Origin of the sequence: Tardiphaga sp. 813_E8_N1_3 (genome assembly GCF_051811025.1) — a bacterium.
Taxonomy (GTDB): Bacteria; Pseudomonadota; Alphaproteobacteria; order Rhizobiales; family Xanthobacteraceae; genus Tardiphaga.
Window position 1 is genome coordinate 5,729,251 of record NZ_JBPWQE010000001.1, and the last position, 17,459, is coordinate 5,746,709.

The window sequence follows — 17,459 nt, forward strand, 5'->3', positions numbered from 1 at the left end:
TGATGCTTACGCTACCCGCTGATGCTCATACGCCTTGAGATGCGTATAGATCATCCGCAGTCGCGGCACGGCAACCTTGGCGGCATCGGCGCGGGCGATGACATCGCCGACGATCTGGTCGGCCTCAATCTGCGCCTTGTTGAGGATGTCGCGATACATCGAGGCGGTCATCTTCGAACCTTCCGCCGTCAGCATGCCCTCGGTGCGTTCCAGGAACGCTGCCCGCGGTGCGAAGCCATTGGCCTTGGCGACGGCGCTCATCTCATCGCGCACGCCAAGGATAAAGTCGCGGCCGCCGGGTGCCGCCACGATATCGCCGACCGCGCCGCGCATGGCGCTGGTCGCGCCGGCAATCGTCGCTAGGAAGACCCACTTCTCCCACATATCCTGCATGATGGTCTCGGAGGCTGTGCCGCCAAAGTTGCCGGTCGCCATGATTGCGGCGATCGCCTTCACGCGATCTGAACTGCCGCCCTTGCGTTCGCCGAAGCTGAGCACTTGCATCGGCGCCATCTGCACCACTTCGCGCGCCTCGTTGAGCGTCGCTGCGATCTGGCACTGACCGCCCATCACGTTCTCCGCACCAAATTTCTTCTCCAGCACGTCGAGATGCTTCATGCCGTTGAGCAGCGGAATGATCGCTGTGTTCGGCCCAACAGCCGGTGCGAAGGACGCGATGGCGTCGTCGAGATCGAAGGCCTTGCAGCTCAGCAGCACGACATCGAATTTCTCCTTGATCGTGTCAGCCTGCACCGTCGGCGGATTCTTCAGGGTCACGTCGCCATGCGGGCTCTTGATGACAAGGCCGGCGCTCGCCAGTTCACCGGCGCGCTTTGGGCGGACAAGAAAGGTGATGTCATTGCCGGCCTGCAACAGCCTGCCGCCGAAATAGCCGCCGATGGCACCGGCGCCGACCACGAGAATACGCATTGAGGAATTCCTTAGTTGGGTTGTTCTGAATTTTATTGTTCGATTGGTTCAGACAGAGATCTCATCACGGCCTAACAAACCCGCGTTTAGGCGAGATGCGCAAAGTCGCACTCCTCACCACGAAGCAGGTTTTGCTTCTACCACTTCTCTCCGAACGGACGGATCTCCAGCTCGAACGTCCAGGCGCTACGCGGCTGCTGATAGAGCTGCCAGTATGACTGAGCGACCGAGGCCGGTGGCATCAATAAATCGGGATTGTTCAGCGCCTCCTTGCCCCACATCTGCTCGCGGCGCTCGCGCACCCAGGCGGTGTCGACGCCGCTGTCGATGATCAGATGGGCGACATGAATGTTTTTCGGGCCGAGCTCGCGGGCCATCGCCTGAGCTACTGCACGCAATCCGAATTTGGCCGATGCAAAAGCGGCAAAGCCACTGCCGCCACGCAAGCTCGCGGTGGCGCCCGTGAAGAAGATGTTGCCCTGGCCACGCGGCATCATCAGCCGGGCAGCTTCGCGCCCGGCCAGGAAACCGGAATAGCAGGCCATCTCCCAGACCTTGCGAAATACCCGCTCGGTCGTCTCCAGGATCGGGAAATTCACATTGGCGCCGACATTGAAGATGCAAATCTCCAAGGGAGCATGCGCATCTGCGTCATCGAGAAAGGCGGCGATTTCGTCTTCCTTGCGGGCATCCAGCGAGCGCGCCACGATCGTGCCACCCATGGCCTCGATCTCTGCCACCAAAGGCGCCAGCTTGTCGCCGTTGCGGCGCCCGGCGAACACCGTGAAACCTTCGGCGGCAAACTTCTTGGCGATCTCGGCGCCGATATAATCCCCGGCGCCGATAACAGCGACAGTCGCGTTGCGCTTCTGCATGAAACTCTCCTGTTACTTGCTGGCGCCGGTGATCAGTTCCTCGACTTCGCGCAGCTGCTCCTTGCCGAAGAACATCTCGTTACCCACGAAGAAAGTCGGCGAGCCGAAGGCGCCACGCTCGACGGCGGTCTGCGTGTTTGCCACCAGCACTGCCTTCACCTCGGGCTCCTGTCCGCGTGCGAACAGTCTTGCGCCATCGAGACCCGAGTCGGTCAGCGCTTTGATGGCCACTTCGGGGTCATCCATCTTCTTTGGCTCACCCCACATATGATGGAATGCCGCCTCGACGTATTTCTCGAACACGCTGTCAAGCTGTGCCGCGATGGCGACGCGCATCAGGTTCAGTGTGTTGACCGGAAAGAACGGGTTCATCGTGTAGGGCTTGACTCCGAAGCGCTTCACGAAGCGCTCGGTCTCGAGCTGATGAAACTCGCGCTTGTTTTTGACGCCAGCATAGGTTTCGGCCGGCGAGCGATTATTGGTCGCCTTGAAGATGCCCCCCAGCAGGACCGGGACATATTCAAACTTCGCGCCGGTACGTGCTTCGATCGCGGGAATTGCCTCGTGACTGAGAAACGCATTGGGACTGCCGAAATCGAACAGGAATTGCGGGGCAGCTTTGGTCAAGGCGGTCTCTCCCATCGTTATTTTCTGGGCGTATTGTGCCGTAGGGATACCGGTTCGTCCATTAACTTTATGATGATCGTCATCCTTTGGGATGTGCCTGAGCGAGGGTCAAATAAGGCGCTCGATGCGCTGCTTCTTCCAGACCAGTTGGTAATAGCTCATCTGCAGAATGCACATGACGCAGAACGTCATCGCATAGGCGATCCAGATGCCTTGAAGTCCGAGGTGACGATCGAGGATGAAGGCGGCGGGTACCTCGATCCCGGCGATCGCCACCAGCGACAGGAGCATGGGTGCAATCGCCGTTCCGCTCGCGCGCATCGCGTTGGAAAAAACCAGCGACATCCCGAACATGACCGAGCTCCAGGATACGATGTGCAGCAGGTTCTGCGCGAGATCGAGCACGACGGGATCGGTGATGAACAAGGCCATGACGGCGCGCGAAAACAGATAGGTCAGCGCGACCAGACTGCCGGTCAGAACCAGGTTCATCATCAATCCGGTGCGAACCACGGCATCAACGCGATCGGTGCGGCCCGCGCCGATCATCTGAGCGCTCAGGATCGATACCGCAATGCCGATCGACATCGCAGGAAACTGGACATAGGCCATGGCCTGATTGACGGCACCGTAAGCCGCGGTGGCGCTGGAGCCGTGGCCATTGACTAGGCCGAGCAATACGAGTTCGGCGAGCGACATCGCGACCATTCCCACGGCGGCAGGAAAGCCGATGCGGAGGATCTTGCCGAGAAGCGCCGGATTGGGTCGCAAGTGAGCGAGAACCGCAGCGCTGCAGGCCAGCGGATGGCGTTTGCGGCTGAGGTAGAAGCCGAGACATGTCAGTGTGACGAGGCTCGACGTCGCAGAGGCCCATGCTGCACTGGCTATGTTGAGCTGAGGCAGGCCGAACCATCCGTTGATCAATGCCGGGGTCAGAACGAGACCAATCGCCGTGGAAATCGTCAGGGCCAGCAACGGCGTGACAGTGTCACCTACACCCCGCATCATGGACGTCCAGATGACAAACAGAAATGTCAGTGGCATCGCGACCAACATAATGCGTGCGTAGTTGCTGGCCTCGTCGACAATATTTTCTGGTACGGAGAGCGCGACCATCAGGGGGCGGCTGAACAAGCCGCCAACAATCGCGGTCACGAGTCCAAAGAGGAGACAGACCGTAAAGGTCGTGCCCGCGATCACGGCGATCTTCTCCCGTTCGCCGGCGCCCCATGCCTGACCGATGAGCACCGTTGCGCCTATGCTCAATCCGATAACGAAGGACACCAGAAAGAACATCACGGGGAAGAATCCGGATGCGGCTGCGAGCGCATCGACGCCGATCATCTGGCCGAGATAGATATTGTTGAAGGTGCCGAACAATGACTGCAGCACGTTGCTCAGCATCATCGGTGCAAGGAAGGTGAGAAACGTCCTCCACAAAGGACGCGGTGTCATCGGCAAAGGCTCAGACATGGCGGGTTCTCGGTTGGCACGAAGACATAACGGTCCGTTAGCGCGTGTTGATGCGCACGGTGTTGTGGTGGTCGATGGGGCCGGGTGATCAGGCCGAGGAGGCGGCCTGATCACGAAATGCGAGTATTACGATGTGATCGCGGATATCGACTGGCCAATTCGCGATGAGTTCGGTGAAGCGCCGTCGATCGCCAGCAAACAGCGCGCGCGACGCTTCCTCGAAGCCCGACAGATTACCGGCCATTGTCGACATGAAGTGATAGGCGGCATCGCGTGCCGCGCGCTGCCGATCGCGGTCGCCATTGGCGCGGCGAGCATTTTCGACCAGTTTGCGCAGCGCGACTGAGGCACCGCCCGGCTGTGCGCCGAGCCAATCCCAGTGTCGCGGCAACAGCGTTATTTCGCGGGCGACGACGCCGAGCTTCGGCCGGCCACGGCCACGGGGTTCAGCGGGCGCGTCGGTTTCTGACTCGATGGTTGTTGGCTGAGGCAGACGGGCGACGACCTCGCGATGGCTGCCGCGCAAATCGATGTCGAGGGACTTGCCGGTGGCGTTGTCGAAAATGATGATCGGGTCGGCGATTGCGCCGGTCGCGATCTTCACGGCAATGGCCACCTCGGCCAACGGCCCAGAAGCTAGCAGCCGTTCGCCGGCAAATGCGGTGAAGGAGCTGGAAGACGTTGTATTCATTGTGAAACCTGCGCCATAAATTCTGCGATGGAATGCAGTTGATCTAACGCTATTTATACCCGGGTAATAATTGAGTCAATATCACCCGGGTGTAATTCTGTCGCTTGCCCGGCTTCGCGCCCAGAAGGACCCGCCATGCTCACTGTCCATCACCTGAATAACTCGCGCTCCCAGCGCGTTCTGTGGCTGCTCGAGGAGCTCGGCGTTCCCTATGAGATCATCAGGTACAATCGGCAGCCCAACATGCTGGCGCCGCCGGAGCTGCGGGCGATCCATCCGCTCGGCAAGTCGCCTGTCATCACCGACAACGGCAACACGATCGCCGAGTCCGGTGCGATCGTCGAATATCTGATCAAGACCTATGGCAACGGTCGGCTGATCCCGGCCGACCATACGCCGGAGCGGCTGCGGTTCACTTACTGGCTACATTATGCCGAGGGATCGGCGATGCCGCCGTTGTTGTTGAAACTCATTTTCATGATGCTGCCGAAGCGCGCGCCGCTACTGATGCGTCCGGTGGTCAATGCCATCGCGGCGAAAGCGCTGAACACGTTGGTCGATCCGCAGCTCAAACAGCATATGGCGTTCTGGGAAGGCGAACTGTCGAAGAGCGAATGGTTCGCCGGCAACGAATTCAGCGCCACCGATATCCAGATGAGCTTCCCGCTCGAAGCCGCCTCGGCGCGGGCCGGGCTAGAGCAAGGACATCCCAAGGCAATGGCGTGGCTCGCGAAGATCCACGCGCGGCCCGCCTATCAGCGTGCGCTGGAGAAGGGCGGGCCGTATTCGGTGGGGCGCTAGACCGCGGGGAAGCCGAACAGCTTTTGCGGATTGTTCGTGAGGATACGATTGCGCGTCGTCTCATCCGGCACCCAATCGGCCAAGAGGTCGAGCAGATCGCTCACGCCCATCATCACGTCCCAGTTCGCCACATGCGGCCAGTCGGAGCCCCAGATGCAACGATCGGCATTGGCGGCGACCAGCTTCTGCGCGAACGGAATCGTATCGCTATAGGGTGGGCCACCCTGGATGCTGGTGCGATAGGCGCCGGACAGCCGCACCCATGCGCCGTCACGCACGAGTCCGACCAGAGCGTCGAAGCCCGGATCGTTGATGCCGCGTGAGGTCGGGAAGTGTCCCATGTGGTCAATGAGAAATGGTACCGGCAGTTTCGCAAAGCGTGAGGCCAGAGCAGGAATGTCCTTGGCGTCAATCAGAAACTGCAGATGCCAGCCCATTTCGCGGCAGAGCGACGCATAGTCCTCAAGCTGCGCGAACCCCATTCCGCCGCCATAAAGCACGTTGAGCCGAAGGCCGACGACGCCGGCTTCTTTCAGCGCCGCCTTCTCCTTCTCGGGGCAATCGAGCCCGATCACGGCGATGCCGCGCAACCGGTGGCGATTGGCAGTGAGTGCATCCACCAGCAGGCGATTGTCGGTGCCATGCACGCTGACTTGCGTCAGCACGCCGTAAGTCATGCCGGTCGCATCGAGCATCGATAGATAGGATGTAGCTGTGGCTTCTGGCGGCGTGTAGCTGCGCCCGGCGACGAACGGATAGTCCGGCGGCAGACCGATCACATGGGCGTGAGTATCAACGGCGCCACGCGGCACGGTGAACCGTGTCGCGCTGCGCTGGGTCGGTTGCGGCCCCGGGCAAGCCCGGGGTTCGCTCGATAATGGATCAGGCGTCTGCATAGAGAATACGTCCGCGGGTTTCAGGCAGCGCGAAGGCCGCAAGGAAGAACAGGCTGTAAGCCAGCACCGCGAAGATTGCGATGGCGTTGCCGAGGCTGGTGGTGTTGGACAGCGCGCCGACCAGGAACGGGAACAGAGCGCCGATGCCGCGGCCAAAATTGTAGCAGAAGCCCTGGCCCGATCCGCGCAGGCGTGTCGGATAGAGCTCCGTGAGGAACGCGCCCATGCCGGAGAAGTAGCCCGAGGCAAAGAAGCCGAGCGGGAAGCCGAGGACCCACAGCACTTCGTTGGTGAGCGGCACCTGTGTGTAGACCAGGATGACGGCGATGGCGCCGAGCGAAAAGGTCAGGAACAGGTTACGGCGGCCGATGCGGTCGGCGAGCCAGGCACCGACCAGATAGCCGATGAAGGAGCCGATGATCAGAGCCGAGAGATAGCCCGTCGACGAGACGATCGACAGCTTGCGCTCGGTGGTGAGGAAGCGCGGCACCCAGAAAGTGATGGCGTAGTAGCCACCCTGACAACCGGTTGCGGCGAGCGAAGCGAGAATCGTGGTCTTCAGCATCGGGCCAGCGAAGATTTCGCTGAGCTTCGGCCGATCTCCACTGGCATTCTGCTTGGCGCGGGTTTCGACGGCGATGGCCGGCTCTTCGACATAGCGACGCAGATACAGCACCAGCAAGGCCGGCAGTGCGCCGATGGCGAACATCCAACGCCACGCGACGTCCGGCGGCAGATATGAGAACAGGATCGCCTGCGACAGCACGGCAAGACCCCAGCCGATCGCCCAGCCCGACTGCACCGACCCAACCGCGCGACCGCGATATTGCGGGCGGATGGCTTCGCCCATCAGCACCGCGCCTGCGGCCCATTCACCGCCGAAACCGAGGCCGAGCAGCGCTCGCGCCACCAGCAGCTGATCGAAATTCTGCACGAACGCACAGACCAGCGAGAAGAACGAGAACCAGAGAATTGTGAGCTGAAGTGTACGGACGCGACCGATGCGGTCGGCAAGATAGCCGCCGAGCCAGCCGCCGATGGCGGATGCGAGTAGTGTCACGGTGCCAGCAAGGCCGGCAGTGCCGGGATCGACCTTCCACATCACGATGATGGTGCCGATCACCAGCGGGTAGATCATGAAATCCATGCCATCGAGCGCCCAGCCCGTGGCGCAGGCCCAGAATGTGCGGCGCTCCGGCAAATTCATGTCGCGATAGAAGGCCAGAAGGCTGGTGTCTTCGATTTCCGCGCGCTCGATAGCGCCGGGATCGATTGGTCGGTTGCCGCTCATGATTGTTTCCCCCGTTTGTCGTCTTGGTTCGGGGGCGCTCACCCGCGCGCCCCTGGAGGCACCGGATATGTCATTGCACGTCAGTACCCAGATGCCTCAGCGCCACGCGTACGCGGATCAGGGGCGCCAAGCAAGCCGTCTGGCGTCACGAGAATAGAATTGGCCGAAGTCTGGCCCATCGGCTCGACCACCTTGTGGCCCATGGCACCCAGGGCACTGAGGATCTCTTCGCTGAAGCCGCGTTCGATGCGCACTTCATCAGGCAGCCACTGGTGATGCAGGCGAGAGGTCGCGACGGCCGACATCACATCCATTCTGTAGTCGAGCACATTGACGATCACCTGCAGCACCGTCGAGATGATGCGGCTGCCGCCGGGCGAGCCGGTGACGAGCACCGGCTTGCCGTCCTTCAGCACGATGGTCGGCGACATCGATGACAGCGGCCGCTTGCCGGGGCCGGGCAGGTTGGCTTCAAAGCCGACAAGTCCATAGGCATTGGATGCGCCGGGTGCGGCGGTAAAGTCATCGAGCTCGTTGTTGAGCAGCACGCCGGTGCCGTCGGCGACGAGGCCGACGCCATAGCTGAAGTTCAGCGTGTAAGTGTTGCTCACCGCATTGCCGGCGCTGTCGACCACCGAATAGTGGGTCGTATTCTGTCCTTCGCGCGGCGGCACGGCCGAGAGTGCATCGGTCCACGGCGTTGCCTTGTTGGGGTCGATCGAGGCGCGCTGCCCGGCAGCGTAGTCCTTCGAAGTCAGCGTCGCGATCGGCGCGTTGACGAAAGCGGGATCGCCTAGATAGCGCGCGCGATCCGCATAAGCACGCTTCATGGCCTCGACCAGCAGATGCAGCGACGGAGCGGAGGCCTGCCGCATCTCACCCATCGGAAAGCCTTCGAGAATATTCAGCGTCTCCAGCAGCACCGTTCCGCCGGATGATGGCAGCGGCATTGAGATAATGTCGTAGCCGCGATAGCTGCCGCGGACCGGTGTGCGAACCACGGGCTGATAGGTCTTGAGATCGTCTGCCGTGAAGATGCCGCCTGCCGCATTGATGCCGCTGACCAGCTTCTCGGCGACGGGGCCTTCATAGAAGCCGCGCGGTCCCTGTGCGGCAATCGCTGTGAACGTTGTTGCGAGGTCTGTCTGGATCAACCGGTCGCCGTCGCGCAGCGACGTGCCATCATCACGCGAAAAGATCTTCTTCGTTGCGGGCCAGCGCGCCAGGCGCCTGTGCCAATCCGGCAGCGTATCTGCGCCGTCGTCAGTCAGGATGAAGCCGTCGCGCGCCAGCGCAATCGCGGGCTGTAACAGATCCGACAATGTGAACTTGCCCGAGCCGTATTTCTCCAGCGCCAGCGCAAGTCCCGCCACCGTGCCGGGGATGCCGATGCCCAAAGCGGAATCGCGGGATTTTGCGGTGTCCGGTTTGCCGTCGCTGCCGAGAAACATGTTGCGGGTGGCAGCGGCCGGCGCGGTCTCGCGATAGTCGATGGTGACGTCTTCGCCGGAGGCTGTATGGATCACCATGAAACCGCCACCGCCGATATTACCGGCGCGCGGATAGGTGACAGCCATGGCGAAACCGCTCGCAACAGCCGCATCGATCGCATTGCCCCCGTGCGCCATGACATCCGCGCCGACCTTGGCGGAGATTTTCTCCTGAGCGACGACCATGCCATGCTTGGCAGCGATGGGTTTGAGCGTGCCTGGCGGTGCGGGGGTATAGATGTCACGCGCCTGCTGCGCGTTTGTTGATGCCGGGACGACGAGTATAAATGCGAGTGCTGCGACGCACGTACAACGCAGGAAAGCAAACGGTACCATCGATCACTCCGGCTGACAGCGGACATGATCGCATCGCCGTCTCGAATGCTATATGGCTTGTGAAACGGACGAGACAACACTCTGTGATTCGCGGGGGATACCACGCATGGCGGTCGCCGCCGCTTCATCAGCCTCTGTGACAGCCGCGCCAAAGACCTATCCACCGCGCTCTGCGGTGATCAGCTGGATGTTTTTCGACTGGGCGGCGCAGCCTTACTTCAGTCTCATCACCACCTTTGTCTTCGCGCCCTACTTCGCCACGCGCGTGGCATCCGATGCCGCCACGGGACAATCGCTGTGGGGCTTTGCCACCGCTGCGGCCGGGTTGATCATCGCGCTGGCATCGCCGATGCTTGGCGCGATTGCCGATGCGAGCGGCCGCCGCAAGCCGTGGATAGCAGGTTTCGGTGCGATTTTCGTGATCGGTGCCTGCATCATGTGGATCGGCAAGCCTGGCGATCCCGCGTTGATCCTGCCGCTGCTGATTGCCTATGGATTTGCGACGATCGGCGTCGAATTCGCTACGGTGTTCAACAATGCGATGATGCCGACGCTGGTGCCGCCGGATAAAATCGGTCGCCTGTCGGGCTCCGGCTGGGCGCTCGGCTATGTCGGCGGCATTCTGAGCCTCATCATCGTGCTCGGCTTCATGGCTGCGAATCCGACGACGGGACGTACGCTGTTTGGTCTGGTCCCGATCCTCGGTCTCGATCCCGCGACGTTCCAGGGCGATCGCATTTCGGCGCCACTGTCGGGCCTGTGGTTCGTCGTCTTCGTGCTGCCGATGTTTCTGCTGACGCCGGATTTTCCTGCGAAAGTTTCGCCCGGTCACGCCGTGCGTGCAGGTCTGACCGATCTCAGGCACACGCTAAGCGAATTGCCGAAGCATCGCTCGATGATGGCATTCCTGATTGCCAACATGATCTACACCGACGGGCTGGTGTCGCTGTTTGCTTTCGGGGGCATCTATGCGGCCGGCACGTTCGGCTGGAATACGATTCAGATCGGCACATTCGGCATCGTCCTCGCGATCGCCGGCACATTCGGCGCCTTCATCGGCGGCAGGCTCGACGATGCGCTGGGCCCGAAGCGCGTGATCACCGGCAGCATCCTGCTGCTGCTGACCTCGATCATCGCGATCCTGCTGATCGATCGCGAAACCATCTTCTTCATCAAGGTCACACCACCGGTGCCTGGCGGCGGCTTGTTCGCAGCGCCGGCAGAGAAAGCCTATCTCCTGCTTGGTTGCCTGATCGGCATGGCTGGCGGCCCGCTACAGGCGGCATCGCGTACGCTGTTGATCCGGTTGGCACCGCAGGATCGCATCGCGCAGTTCTTCGGCCTGTTCGCACTGACCGGAAAGGTGACGTCCTTCATGGGGCCGCTGCTGATCGGCCTTGTCACCGCGGTCACCGCCAGCCAGAAGGCTGGCATGGCGGTGCTGGTGCTGTTCTTTGTCGGAGGTCTCGGCCTGCTCGCGCGGGTGCGAGAAGCCTGAGCCTCGGCCTCAGTGCTTGAAGTGGCGGACGCCGGTGAACACCATGGCGATGCCGGCATCATCAGCCGCCTTGATCACTTCATCGTCGCGCACCGAACCGCCGGGCTGGATCACCGCGGTGGCTCCGGCCTCGATGGCAACGAGCAAGCCGTCCGCGAACGGGAAGAACGCGTCTGACGCGACCACCGATCCCTTGGTCATTGGCTGTGCGAGCTTCATCTCGATCGCCGCATCCTGCGCCTTGCGCGCTGCGATGCGCGCGGAATCAATGCGGCTCATCTGGCCGGCGCCGATACCGACAGTGGCAAGGTCCTTGGCATAGACAATGGTGTTCGACTTGATGTGCTTTGCTACGCGGAAGGCGAATTTGAGATCGCGCAGTTCGGCGTCGGTCGGCTGGCGCTTGGTCACAGCCTTCAGCACCATGTCGTCGACAACAGCATTGTCGCGGCTCTGGACCAAAAGACCGCCGGCAACCGTCTTGTACGTGAAGCCCGGTGCGCGCGGATCCGGCAATGCGCCAGCCAGCAGCAGGCGCAAGGTCTTTTTGGCAGCGACGATGGCGATGGCTTCCTCGGTGGCGTCAGGCGCCACGATCACTTCGGTGAAGATCTCCGTGATCACGCGCGCGGTATCTGCATCGAGCGTCTTGTTCAGCGCAACGATGCCGCCGAATGCCGAGGTCGAATCGCAGGCCAGTGCCTTGCGATAGGCTTCAACGAGGCTGCTGCCTTCGGCAACGCCGCAAGGATTGGCGTGCTTGACGATGACACAGGCCGCGGTGCGCTTTGGATCGAACTCGGCGATGCATTCATAGGCCGCATCGGTGTCGTTGATATTGTTGTAGGACAGTTGCTTGCCCTGCACCTGCCGCGCCGAGGACACGCCGGGGCGCAGTTCGGGTGTGCGATAGAACGCAGCGGTCTGGTGGGGGTTCTCGCCGTAACGCAACGCTTCGACGAGCTTGCCACCGACAGCACGGAAATCCGGTGCGGTGATCTTCAATTGATCCGCGAACCAGTTCGAGATCGCAGCGTCATAGGCCGCGGTGCGGGCATAGGCCTTGGCTGCCAGGCGGCGGCGCAGCGTCAGCGTGGTCGCGCCCTTGTTGGTCGCGAGTTCGTCGAGCACCGACTGATAATCGGAGGGCTCGACGACGACGGTGACGTCGTCATGGTTCTTGGAAGCCGCGCGGATCATGGCCGGGCCGCCGATGTCGATGTTCTCGATGCAATCCTCGTAGGATGCATTCTTCGCGACGGTCTCTTCGAACGGATAGAGGTTCACGACGAGCAGATCGATCTGCGAAATTCCGTGATCCTTCATCGCCTTGGCGTGTTCAGCATTGTCGCGGATCGCGAGCAGGCCGCCATGGACCTTCGGATGTAGCGTCTTGACCCGGCCATCCATCATTTCCGGGAAGCCGGTGAGATCGGACACGTCGGAGACCTTCAGGCCGGCCGCAGCGATCGCCTTGGCGGTACCGCCGGTGGAGACGAGGTCGATGCCGTGAGCGGACAGCGCGCGTGCAAATTCGATCAGCCCGGACTTATCGGAAACGGACAATAAAGCGCGGATAACCTTGCGCGGATGGTCGGTCATGATGCGTATCCCATGGGAGAAGACCGCCGCGTAGCATGGTTTCGCGGTGCAAGAAACCGCAAGGGCTTGCATGCCAGCAATTTCGTCGGGAAGGCCTGATTTACAAAGGCAATTCCGGCTCGCGACGGGCATTGCGGCGGGCTGTGGTCTGCGACGGCGAGGAGGCCGAGCGGGCAAAACTCCAGCGGATGCTGGAGTTCTGCTGGGCGTTCTGATGGATCACGATCTGGGCGGTTCGCCGGGGCCCGTCATTGCCGGCCAGGAACACGCTGTCTTCGAGCTCGACCTTGTCGTCGAGGGCTTCGAAGGTCCAGACGTCACGGTTCGGCAATACCAGCATGACGCCGCGGGCGTCGCTGAGCCGGCTGGCCTTCACGGACGGATGCAGATGGAAGCGCAACGCGTAGTCGGTATTACTGCCTTTCAGCCGCGCGCCGGGCGCTGCCGCGACGATGTCCTCGCCCTCGAGTTTCGAACCGTCCTCGGAGATCATCAGCACGCGCCGATGGGTGACGCCAAAGCGTGGGTGATAGCCGTCATGCGACGTGGTCAGCATGGTGCCGCTTGAGGTGATCTCGCGATAGCTCTCGACCACATGCGGACCATTGACGATCGGTGCGCCCTGCAGAAACTTCTTCATCGCGCTGCGCTCGATGAACTGGCACGACGAGGTGTTGTGATAGGTCATGGTCGAATGCGCGGGGGTGCCACGTGCGAAAGCACGCCAGTTGTCGCGTCCGGTCGACGGCATCCCGCAATTGACGACGATGCGGCTTGGGCCGGACGACAGTTCGAACGACAGCGTGCCGGCATGAGCATCGTGGCTGACACTCGGCGGCGGCGGCGGACCGGTATCGATGATCACGGTCATCTGGCCGGCTTCGAGGCGCTGGAAGCCGGTGTGCGGCATATGCGCCATTGGCACGCCATGAGTGTCGTCATAGGCCAGCAGCGTCGCCAGCAGATGCGACGGCGCATTGCTCATGCCGTTGAACAGCGCGAACGAGCCATCGCCGTGACGGAAGAACCGCAACATCGGCATCATGCGGTCGATGGCGTTCAGCAACGCCGGGGGCGGCGCGATGTTGCGGGCGGCAAAGGTCTGCCGCAGCGGCAGCAGATCGATCAGCAATTCGATCAGTGCGCCAGGATTGCGCGAAATATGCCCACCGTCGGGCAGGATCTGGCGCTGCAATTCGTCAGAGAGTTTGCGTGTGGCGGTACGAATGTGGCGCGCCTGGTTGGCGAGGCAGAGCGATGCGTAGCACAGCGCGATTAGTACCTGCAGCTTCGGCACGCCGTCGGGAGCGTGCGACAGCGCGTAGCGTAGCGAGCGAATCTCGCGGCTGAGCGAGCGCAGATAGCGGCGATAGAATTTCCCGTCGGTATCGCCGAGCACCAGTGGTGCCTGCGATAGCAGCGAGATCACGCGGCGCGCGATGACGTCGGCGCGGCGGCTGACAGGACGCTTGCGCGACGGATTCGACATCCAGTCGTCGATCAGCGAGCGGGCGTTGGCGCGGGTGATAGCGGTGTCGGCGGCGCGCAGATGCCTCAGCCAGCCGAAGCCGAGCAGTGAGACTTCCCAGTCTTCCGATGGCGGTTCCAGGTCGAAGATCGAACGGCCGTGACAGGTGACGATCTTGCCGGCAAAGACGAAGCGCCCGGCATAGATTTCGGCGGCGCGGGTGGCGTCGGTGGTGCGCAGATCATGCGGAGCGATGATCAGGCGATCGGTGCGTCCGGGCCACAATCGGGCCAGCGCTGCCGATCCGCCAGACGCGCGCGACATCGCGCTCCGCGCGAAGCGGCCGAGGATCAGCCTCGAGATACGTCTGCGATGAGCGACCACGCGCGCCTTGAACTGGAGAGAAAGGTTTGTTGCGAATCCTTTTAGCCGGAAACGCGGTCCGCACACAGTACAAGGAGGCCCCCTGTGGAAGCCTCGCGAATCGGGAGATTACTCTGTGAATATCAGGATTTAATCAGTCGCGCCGCATAGAAGCCGTCGAGCCCGCCCAGCCGGGGGTCGGCATGGGGTAGATGGCTCGGCAGAGTGCGCAGATCGCCATCGGGGGTGACGATCTCGGCAAGGCCGGCCACTTCGCTGGCGTCGGCGGGGGCGCGGCGCATGCTGGAGTCCTTGGCCAGCAGGTCGGCGATGGCCTGTTCGCCTTCTTCGGGCTCCAGCGAACAGGTGCAATAGACCAGGGTTCCGCCGGGCTTCAGGATGGAGGCTGCCTTCTGCAGCAGGCGTCGCTGCAGCGCTGTCAGCATGACGATGTCGGAGTCCTGTTTCAGCCAGGCGACGTCGGGATGCCGCCGGATGGTGCCGGTGGAGGAGCAGGGCGCGTCTAGCAGTACGCCGTCAAAACCCTCGCCGGGATATTCGGTGCCGTCGACGACGACGGTTTCGGCTTCCAGCGACAGACGCGTCAGATTCTCGCGCAGGCGCGCCACGCGGTTCGGCGAGCGGTCTACGGCCGTCACCTGAGCGCCGCCATGGACCAGCTGTGCGGTCTTGCCGCCCGGTGCGGCGCAGAGATCGACGATGCGCTTGCCCTTGAGGTCGCCGAACAGTCGTGCGGGTAGTGCCGCCGCGGCGTCCTGCACCCACCACTGGCCGTCATCGAAGCCGGGCAGCATAGTCACCGAGCCCTGCAGCAAGGTTCGGACGGAACCGGTTGGAAGCACTTCGCCGTGCAGGCGCGTGGCCCAGGCATCGGCTTCGGATTTGACGGTGAGATCGAGCGACGGCTCATGGCTCAGCGCCACGGCCATTTCCTTCGCGGCCGTCTCGCCGTAATGCGCCGTCCAGCGCGCCATCAGCCATGGCGGGATGTCGAGAGTCTGAGCGGCCACTTCGTCGATCAGCGGCTGGCCTTCTCGCGCGCAGCGCCGCAATACGGCATTGACCAGCCCGGCATATTTCGCAGCCTTACGGTCGGATTGCACCATGCGGACCGACAGGTCGACGGCGGCGTGATCCGGTACGTCCATCCAGAGGATCTGGGCAGCGCCGATCAGGAGCGCGCTTTGCGCGCGCGGTGCATCTGTAGGAACACCGCGGTCGAGCAGGCGGGAGAGAATATGCCCGAGCGTACCGAGCCTGCGCAGGATCGTCGCAACCAGGCGGCGCATCAGCGCGCGGTCGCGGTCAGACAGCGTTTTCAGGCCGGGATGGGCGGCGGCGCCTTCGAGCTGGTCGTCGAGGGTCCGGTGCTTGTGCAAGACGCCGTCGAGAATATCCGCCGCAATCCGTCGCGCGGCGAGGCCGGGGACCTCGGTTGGCGGTGCGTATCTTACTTGCGACATACAAAAACATCACGACTGAGGGCGGGCAATGGCACGGGCAGGCTCAGCGTGCGGCCATTGGATGGGAGCGATTCTGTCGCATGCGAATATGCCAAATGTAAGAATCGCCCTTATATGCTCACAGTCGAACGGCAACTGTTCGACAGTGATTTATGTAACGCGTGCCGCCCTTGCCGGTTCAGCAGGAAACCTGAGATGAACGACATTCCTTCCGAGTCCGCAACGTCTTTGCCGGAGCATGAGCCGGCCCTGAAAAAAGTTTTAACGCCCGCCGCGCAGCGCGCGCTGGCCGAGGCGGAAGCGCGCCGGGCCGCAGCTGCAGCAAATACTTCGGCGAAAGCGAAAGAGTTTCAGGGACCTGAAGGTCCGGAGCCCACGCGCTTCGGCGACTGGGAACGCAAGGGTATTGCGTCCGACTTCTAGCCGTCGCGTCATTGTGGCCAGATTCTTCTGGCCGGCTGTTTCGACTCACATTATCGCAGGGCGATGACCCCAGCATCGCGCATTCACCGTGCGTCGCCGTGGCGATCCCGCATGTCCGCGGCGATGCCGTGGGTATTCGTGCTCGGCCTGGCCGCCGGCACCATGCTGCCGGTGAAGCGTTGGCTGCCGTTCCTGCCCGGCGCGGATCAGACCGAGGCGGCCCGCGATTCCGAGGCGATCGTCAGGCGCGCCGGCAATGCTGAGGCGCGCTATCCGATCGAGATGCGCTATGCCATCGATGGCGATACTTTTGGCGCGCGCGTTCATCTTGGCTCGGGTGAAGACGTCAGCGTGCGCATTCGTTTGCGGGGCATCGATGCGCCGGAGCTGAAGGGGCAATGCGCGCGCGAGATTCAGAAAGCAGAAACCGCGACGGCCGCACTGACCAAGTTGCTCCGCGAGGGAAGCCTCACGATCTACAATATCGGGCCTGACAAATATCCCGGCCGCGTAGTCGCCGATGTGGCGACCAGGCAAACGCCGAACGTGTCGGCTGCACTGCTCGGTGCTGGTCACGTGCGCGCGTATGGCGGCGGCCATCGCAACGGCTGGTGCGATAACCGCTGAGATCAGCAAAACAAAAAGCCGCGCATCATGCGCGGCTTTTCAGAATAGCGAAGCTGCTAGCGATTAGCGCTGGGTGACGATCACCGGCGTGCCGACCGAGACCCGCGAATAGAGGTCGGTGATGTCTTCGTTGTACATGCGGACGCAGCCATAAGAGACATAGCCGCCGATCGAATTGGGGCGGTTGGTGCCGTGGATGGCATATTCGCCGCCGGCAAGGGTCATCGCAGCAACGCCCATCGGATTGGCTGGCGAGCCGCCAGCGATCACGTCCGGGATGCTGGGATTGTCGCGCTTCACGTCGGCGGGCGGAGCCCAGGCCGGCTGGCGATACTTGCCGTCGATCTTGGTGGCGCCGGCCCACTGTTTGCCGGGCTTGCCAACGCCGACGGGATAGCGCACGGCCTGACCCTGTTCGAGCACGAGATACAGCTTACGTTCATTGGTCTTCACGACGATGGTGCCGGGGGCATAGTCGCCGTGGAAGCCGACCACATTGGGCGCTGCCTGCGCGGCGGGGGACATCAGGGCGCCAATGACAACGGTGGCTGCCAGCGCACTAGCAATCTTCAAGGACATCGATC

The 17,459-nt window shown here is 62.4% G+C and carries 16 protein-coding genes; 4 read left to right on the forward strand and 12 right to left on the reverse strand.

Annotation, left to right across the window (positions count from 1 at the left end):
- Positions 1-6: 6 nt before the first annotated feature.
- The 5 genes from panE to AB8A33_RS27150 form a co-directional block, all read right to left on the reverse strand.
- The gene (panE, locus tag AB8A33_RS27130; RefSeq protein WP_439095600.1) at positions 7-930 is read right to left on the reverse strand and encodes a 2-dehydropantoate 2-reductase; all 924 of its coding nucleotides are present in this window, start codon (positions 928-930) and stop codon (positions 7-9) included.
- 137 nt (positions 931-1,067) lie between these two features.
- Positions 1,068-1,805, reverse strand: coding sequence for an SDR family oxidoreductase (locus AB8A33_RS27135; RefSeq protein WP_439095601.1), 738 nt, complete (start codon positions 1,803-1,805; stop codon positions 1,068-1,070).
- A 12-nt stretch (positions 1,806-1,817) separates the two neighbouring features.
- Entirely contained in the window at positions 1,818-2,447 is a 630-nt protein-coding gene (locus AB8A33_RS27140; protein WP_439095602.1) for a 2-hydroxychromene-2-carboxylate isomerase, read from the reverse strand.
- A gap of 93 nt (positions 2,448-2,540) precedes the next feature.
- On the reverse strand, positions 2,541-3,905 hold the full coding sequence (locus tag AB8A33_RS27145) for an MATE family efflux transporter (protein WP_439095603.1): 1,365 nt from the start codon (positions 3,903-3,905) through the stop codon (positions 2,541-2,543).
- Between the two features lie 88 nt (positions 3,906-3,993).
- On the reverse strand, positions 3,994-4,596 hold the full coding sequence (locus tag AB8A33_RS27150) for a DUF2239 family protein (protein ID WP_439095604.1): 603 nt from the start codon (positions 4,594-4,596) through the stop codon (positions 3,994-3,996).
- A gap of 135 nt (positions 4,597-4,731) precedes the next feature.
- Here AB8A33_RS27150 and AB8A33_RS27155 point away from each other — a divergent pair, with 135 nt between their 5' ends.
- Positions 4,732-5,397, forward strand: coding sequence for a glutathione S-transferase family protein (locus tag AB8A33_RS27155; RefSeq protein WP_439095605.1), 666 nt, complete (start codon positions 4,732-4,734; stop codon positions 5,395-5,397).
- Here AB8A33_RS27155 and AB8A33_RS27160 read toward each other — a convergent pair.
- The 3 genes from AB8A33_RS27160 to ggt all read right to left on the reverse strand — a co-directional run bounded on the left by AB8A33_RS27160 (position 5,394) and on the right by ggt (position 9,410).
- Positions 5,394-6,293: an amidohydrolase family protein gene (locus tag AB8A33_RS27160; protein WP_439095606.1), complete on the reverse strand. Its 900-nt coding sequence runs from the start codon at positions 6,291-6,293 to the stop codon at positions 5,394-5,396. The two genes, AB8A33_RS27155 and AB8A33_RS27160, sit on opposite strands and share 4 nt — an antisense overlap.
- Entirely contained in the window at positions 6,280-7,584 is a 1,305-nt protein-coding gene (locus AB8A33_RS27165; RefSeq protein WP_439095607.1) for an MFS transporter, read from the reverse strand. The genes AB8A33_RS27160 and AB8A33_RS27165 overlap by 14 nt, the downstream gene beginning before the upstream one ends.
- Before the next feature lie 80 nt (positions 7,585-7,664).
- Positions 7,665-9,410 carry a gamma-glutamyltransferase gene (gene ggt / locus AB8A33_RS27170; RefSeq protein WP_439095608.1) on the reverse strand — a complete coding sequence of 582 codons (1,746 nt, stop codon included), beginning with the start codon at positions 9,408-9,410 and terminating at the stop codon, positions 7,665-7,667.
- A gap of 106 nt (positions 9,411-9,516) precedes the next feature.
- Between ggt and AB8A33_RS27175 the strand changes: the two genes are divergently transcribed.
- Positions 9,517-10,908 (forward strand): MFS transporter, encoded by a 1,392-nt coding sequence (locus AB8A33_RS27175; protein WP_439095609.1) that lies wholly within the window; start codon positions 9,517-9,519, stop codon positions 10,906-10,908.
- 9 nt (positions 10,909-10,917) lie between these two features.
- Here the strand turns inward: AB8A33_RS27175 and purH are convergent, their stop codons facing one another.
- From purH to AB8A33_RS27190, 3 genes are all read right to left on the reverse strand, one after another.
- Positions 10,918-12,510, reverse strand: coding sequence for a bifunctional phosphoribosylaminoimidazolecarboxamide formyltransferase/IMP cyclohydrolase (purH, locus tag AB8A33_RS27180; RefSeq protein WP_439095610.1), 1,593 nt, complete (start codon positions 12,508-12,510; stop codon positions 10,918-10,920).
- A gap of 100 nt (positions 12,511-12,610) precedes the next feature.
- Entirely contained in the window at positions 12,611-14,302 is a 1,692-nt protein-coding gene (locus tag AB8A33_RS27185) for a heparinase II/III family protein (RefSeq protein ID WP_439095611.1), read from the reverse strand.
- Positions 14,303-14,484: 182 nt separating this feature from the next.
- Positions 14,485-15,825 (reverse strand): RsmB/NOP family class I SAM-dependent RNA methyltransferase, encoded by a 1,341-nt coding sequence (locus AB8A33_RS27190; RefSeq protein ID WP_439095612.1) that lies wholly within the window; start codon positions 15,823-15,825, stop codon positions 14,485-14,487.
- Positions 15,826-16,020: 195 nt separating this feature from the next.
- On the opposite strand from AB8A33_RS27190, the gene AB8A33_RS27195 reads away from it, so the two are divergent.
- On the forward strand, positions 16,021-16,248 hold the full coding sequence (locus AB8A33_RS27195; RefSeq protein WP_439095613.1) for a DUF1674 domain-containing protein: 228 nt from the start codon (positions 16,021-16,023) through the stop codon (positions 16,246-16,248).
- A 111-nt stretch (positions 16,249-16,359) separates the two neighbouring features.
- Positions 16,360-16,875 carry a thermonuclease family protein gene (locus AB8A33_RS27200; RefSeq protein ID WP_439095614.1) on the forward strand — a complete coding sequence of 172 codons (516 nt, stop codon included), beginning with the start codon at positions 16,360-16,362 and terminating at the stop codon, positions 16,873-16,875.
- Positions 16,876-16,938: 63 nt separating this feature from the next.
- Here the strand turns inward: AB8A33_RS27200 and AB8A33_RS27205 are convergent, their stop codons facing one another.
- Complete coding sequence (locus tag AB8A33_RS27205; protein ID WP_439095615.1) at positions 16,939-17,454, reverse strand: L,D-transpeptidase; 516 nt, start codon at positions 17,452-17,454, stop codon at positions 16,939-16,941.
- Positions 17,455-17,459 lie beyond the last annotated feature (5 nt).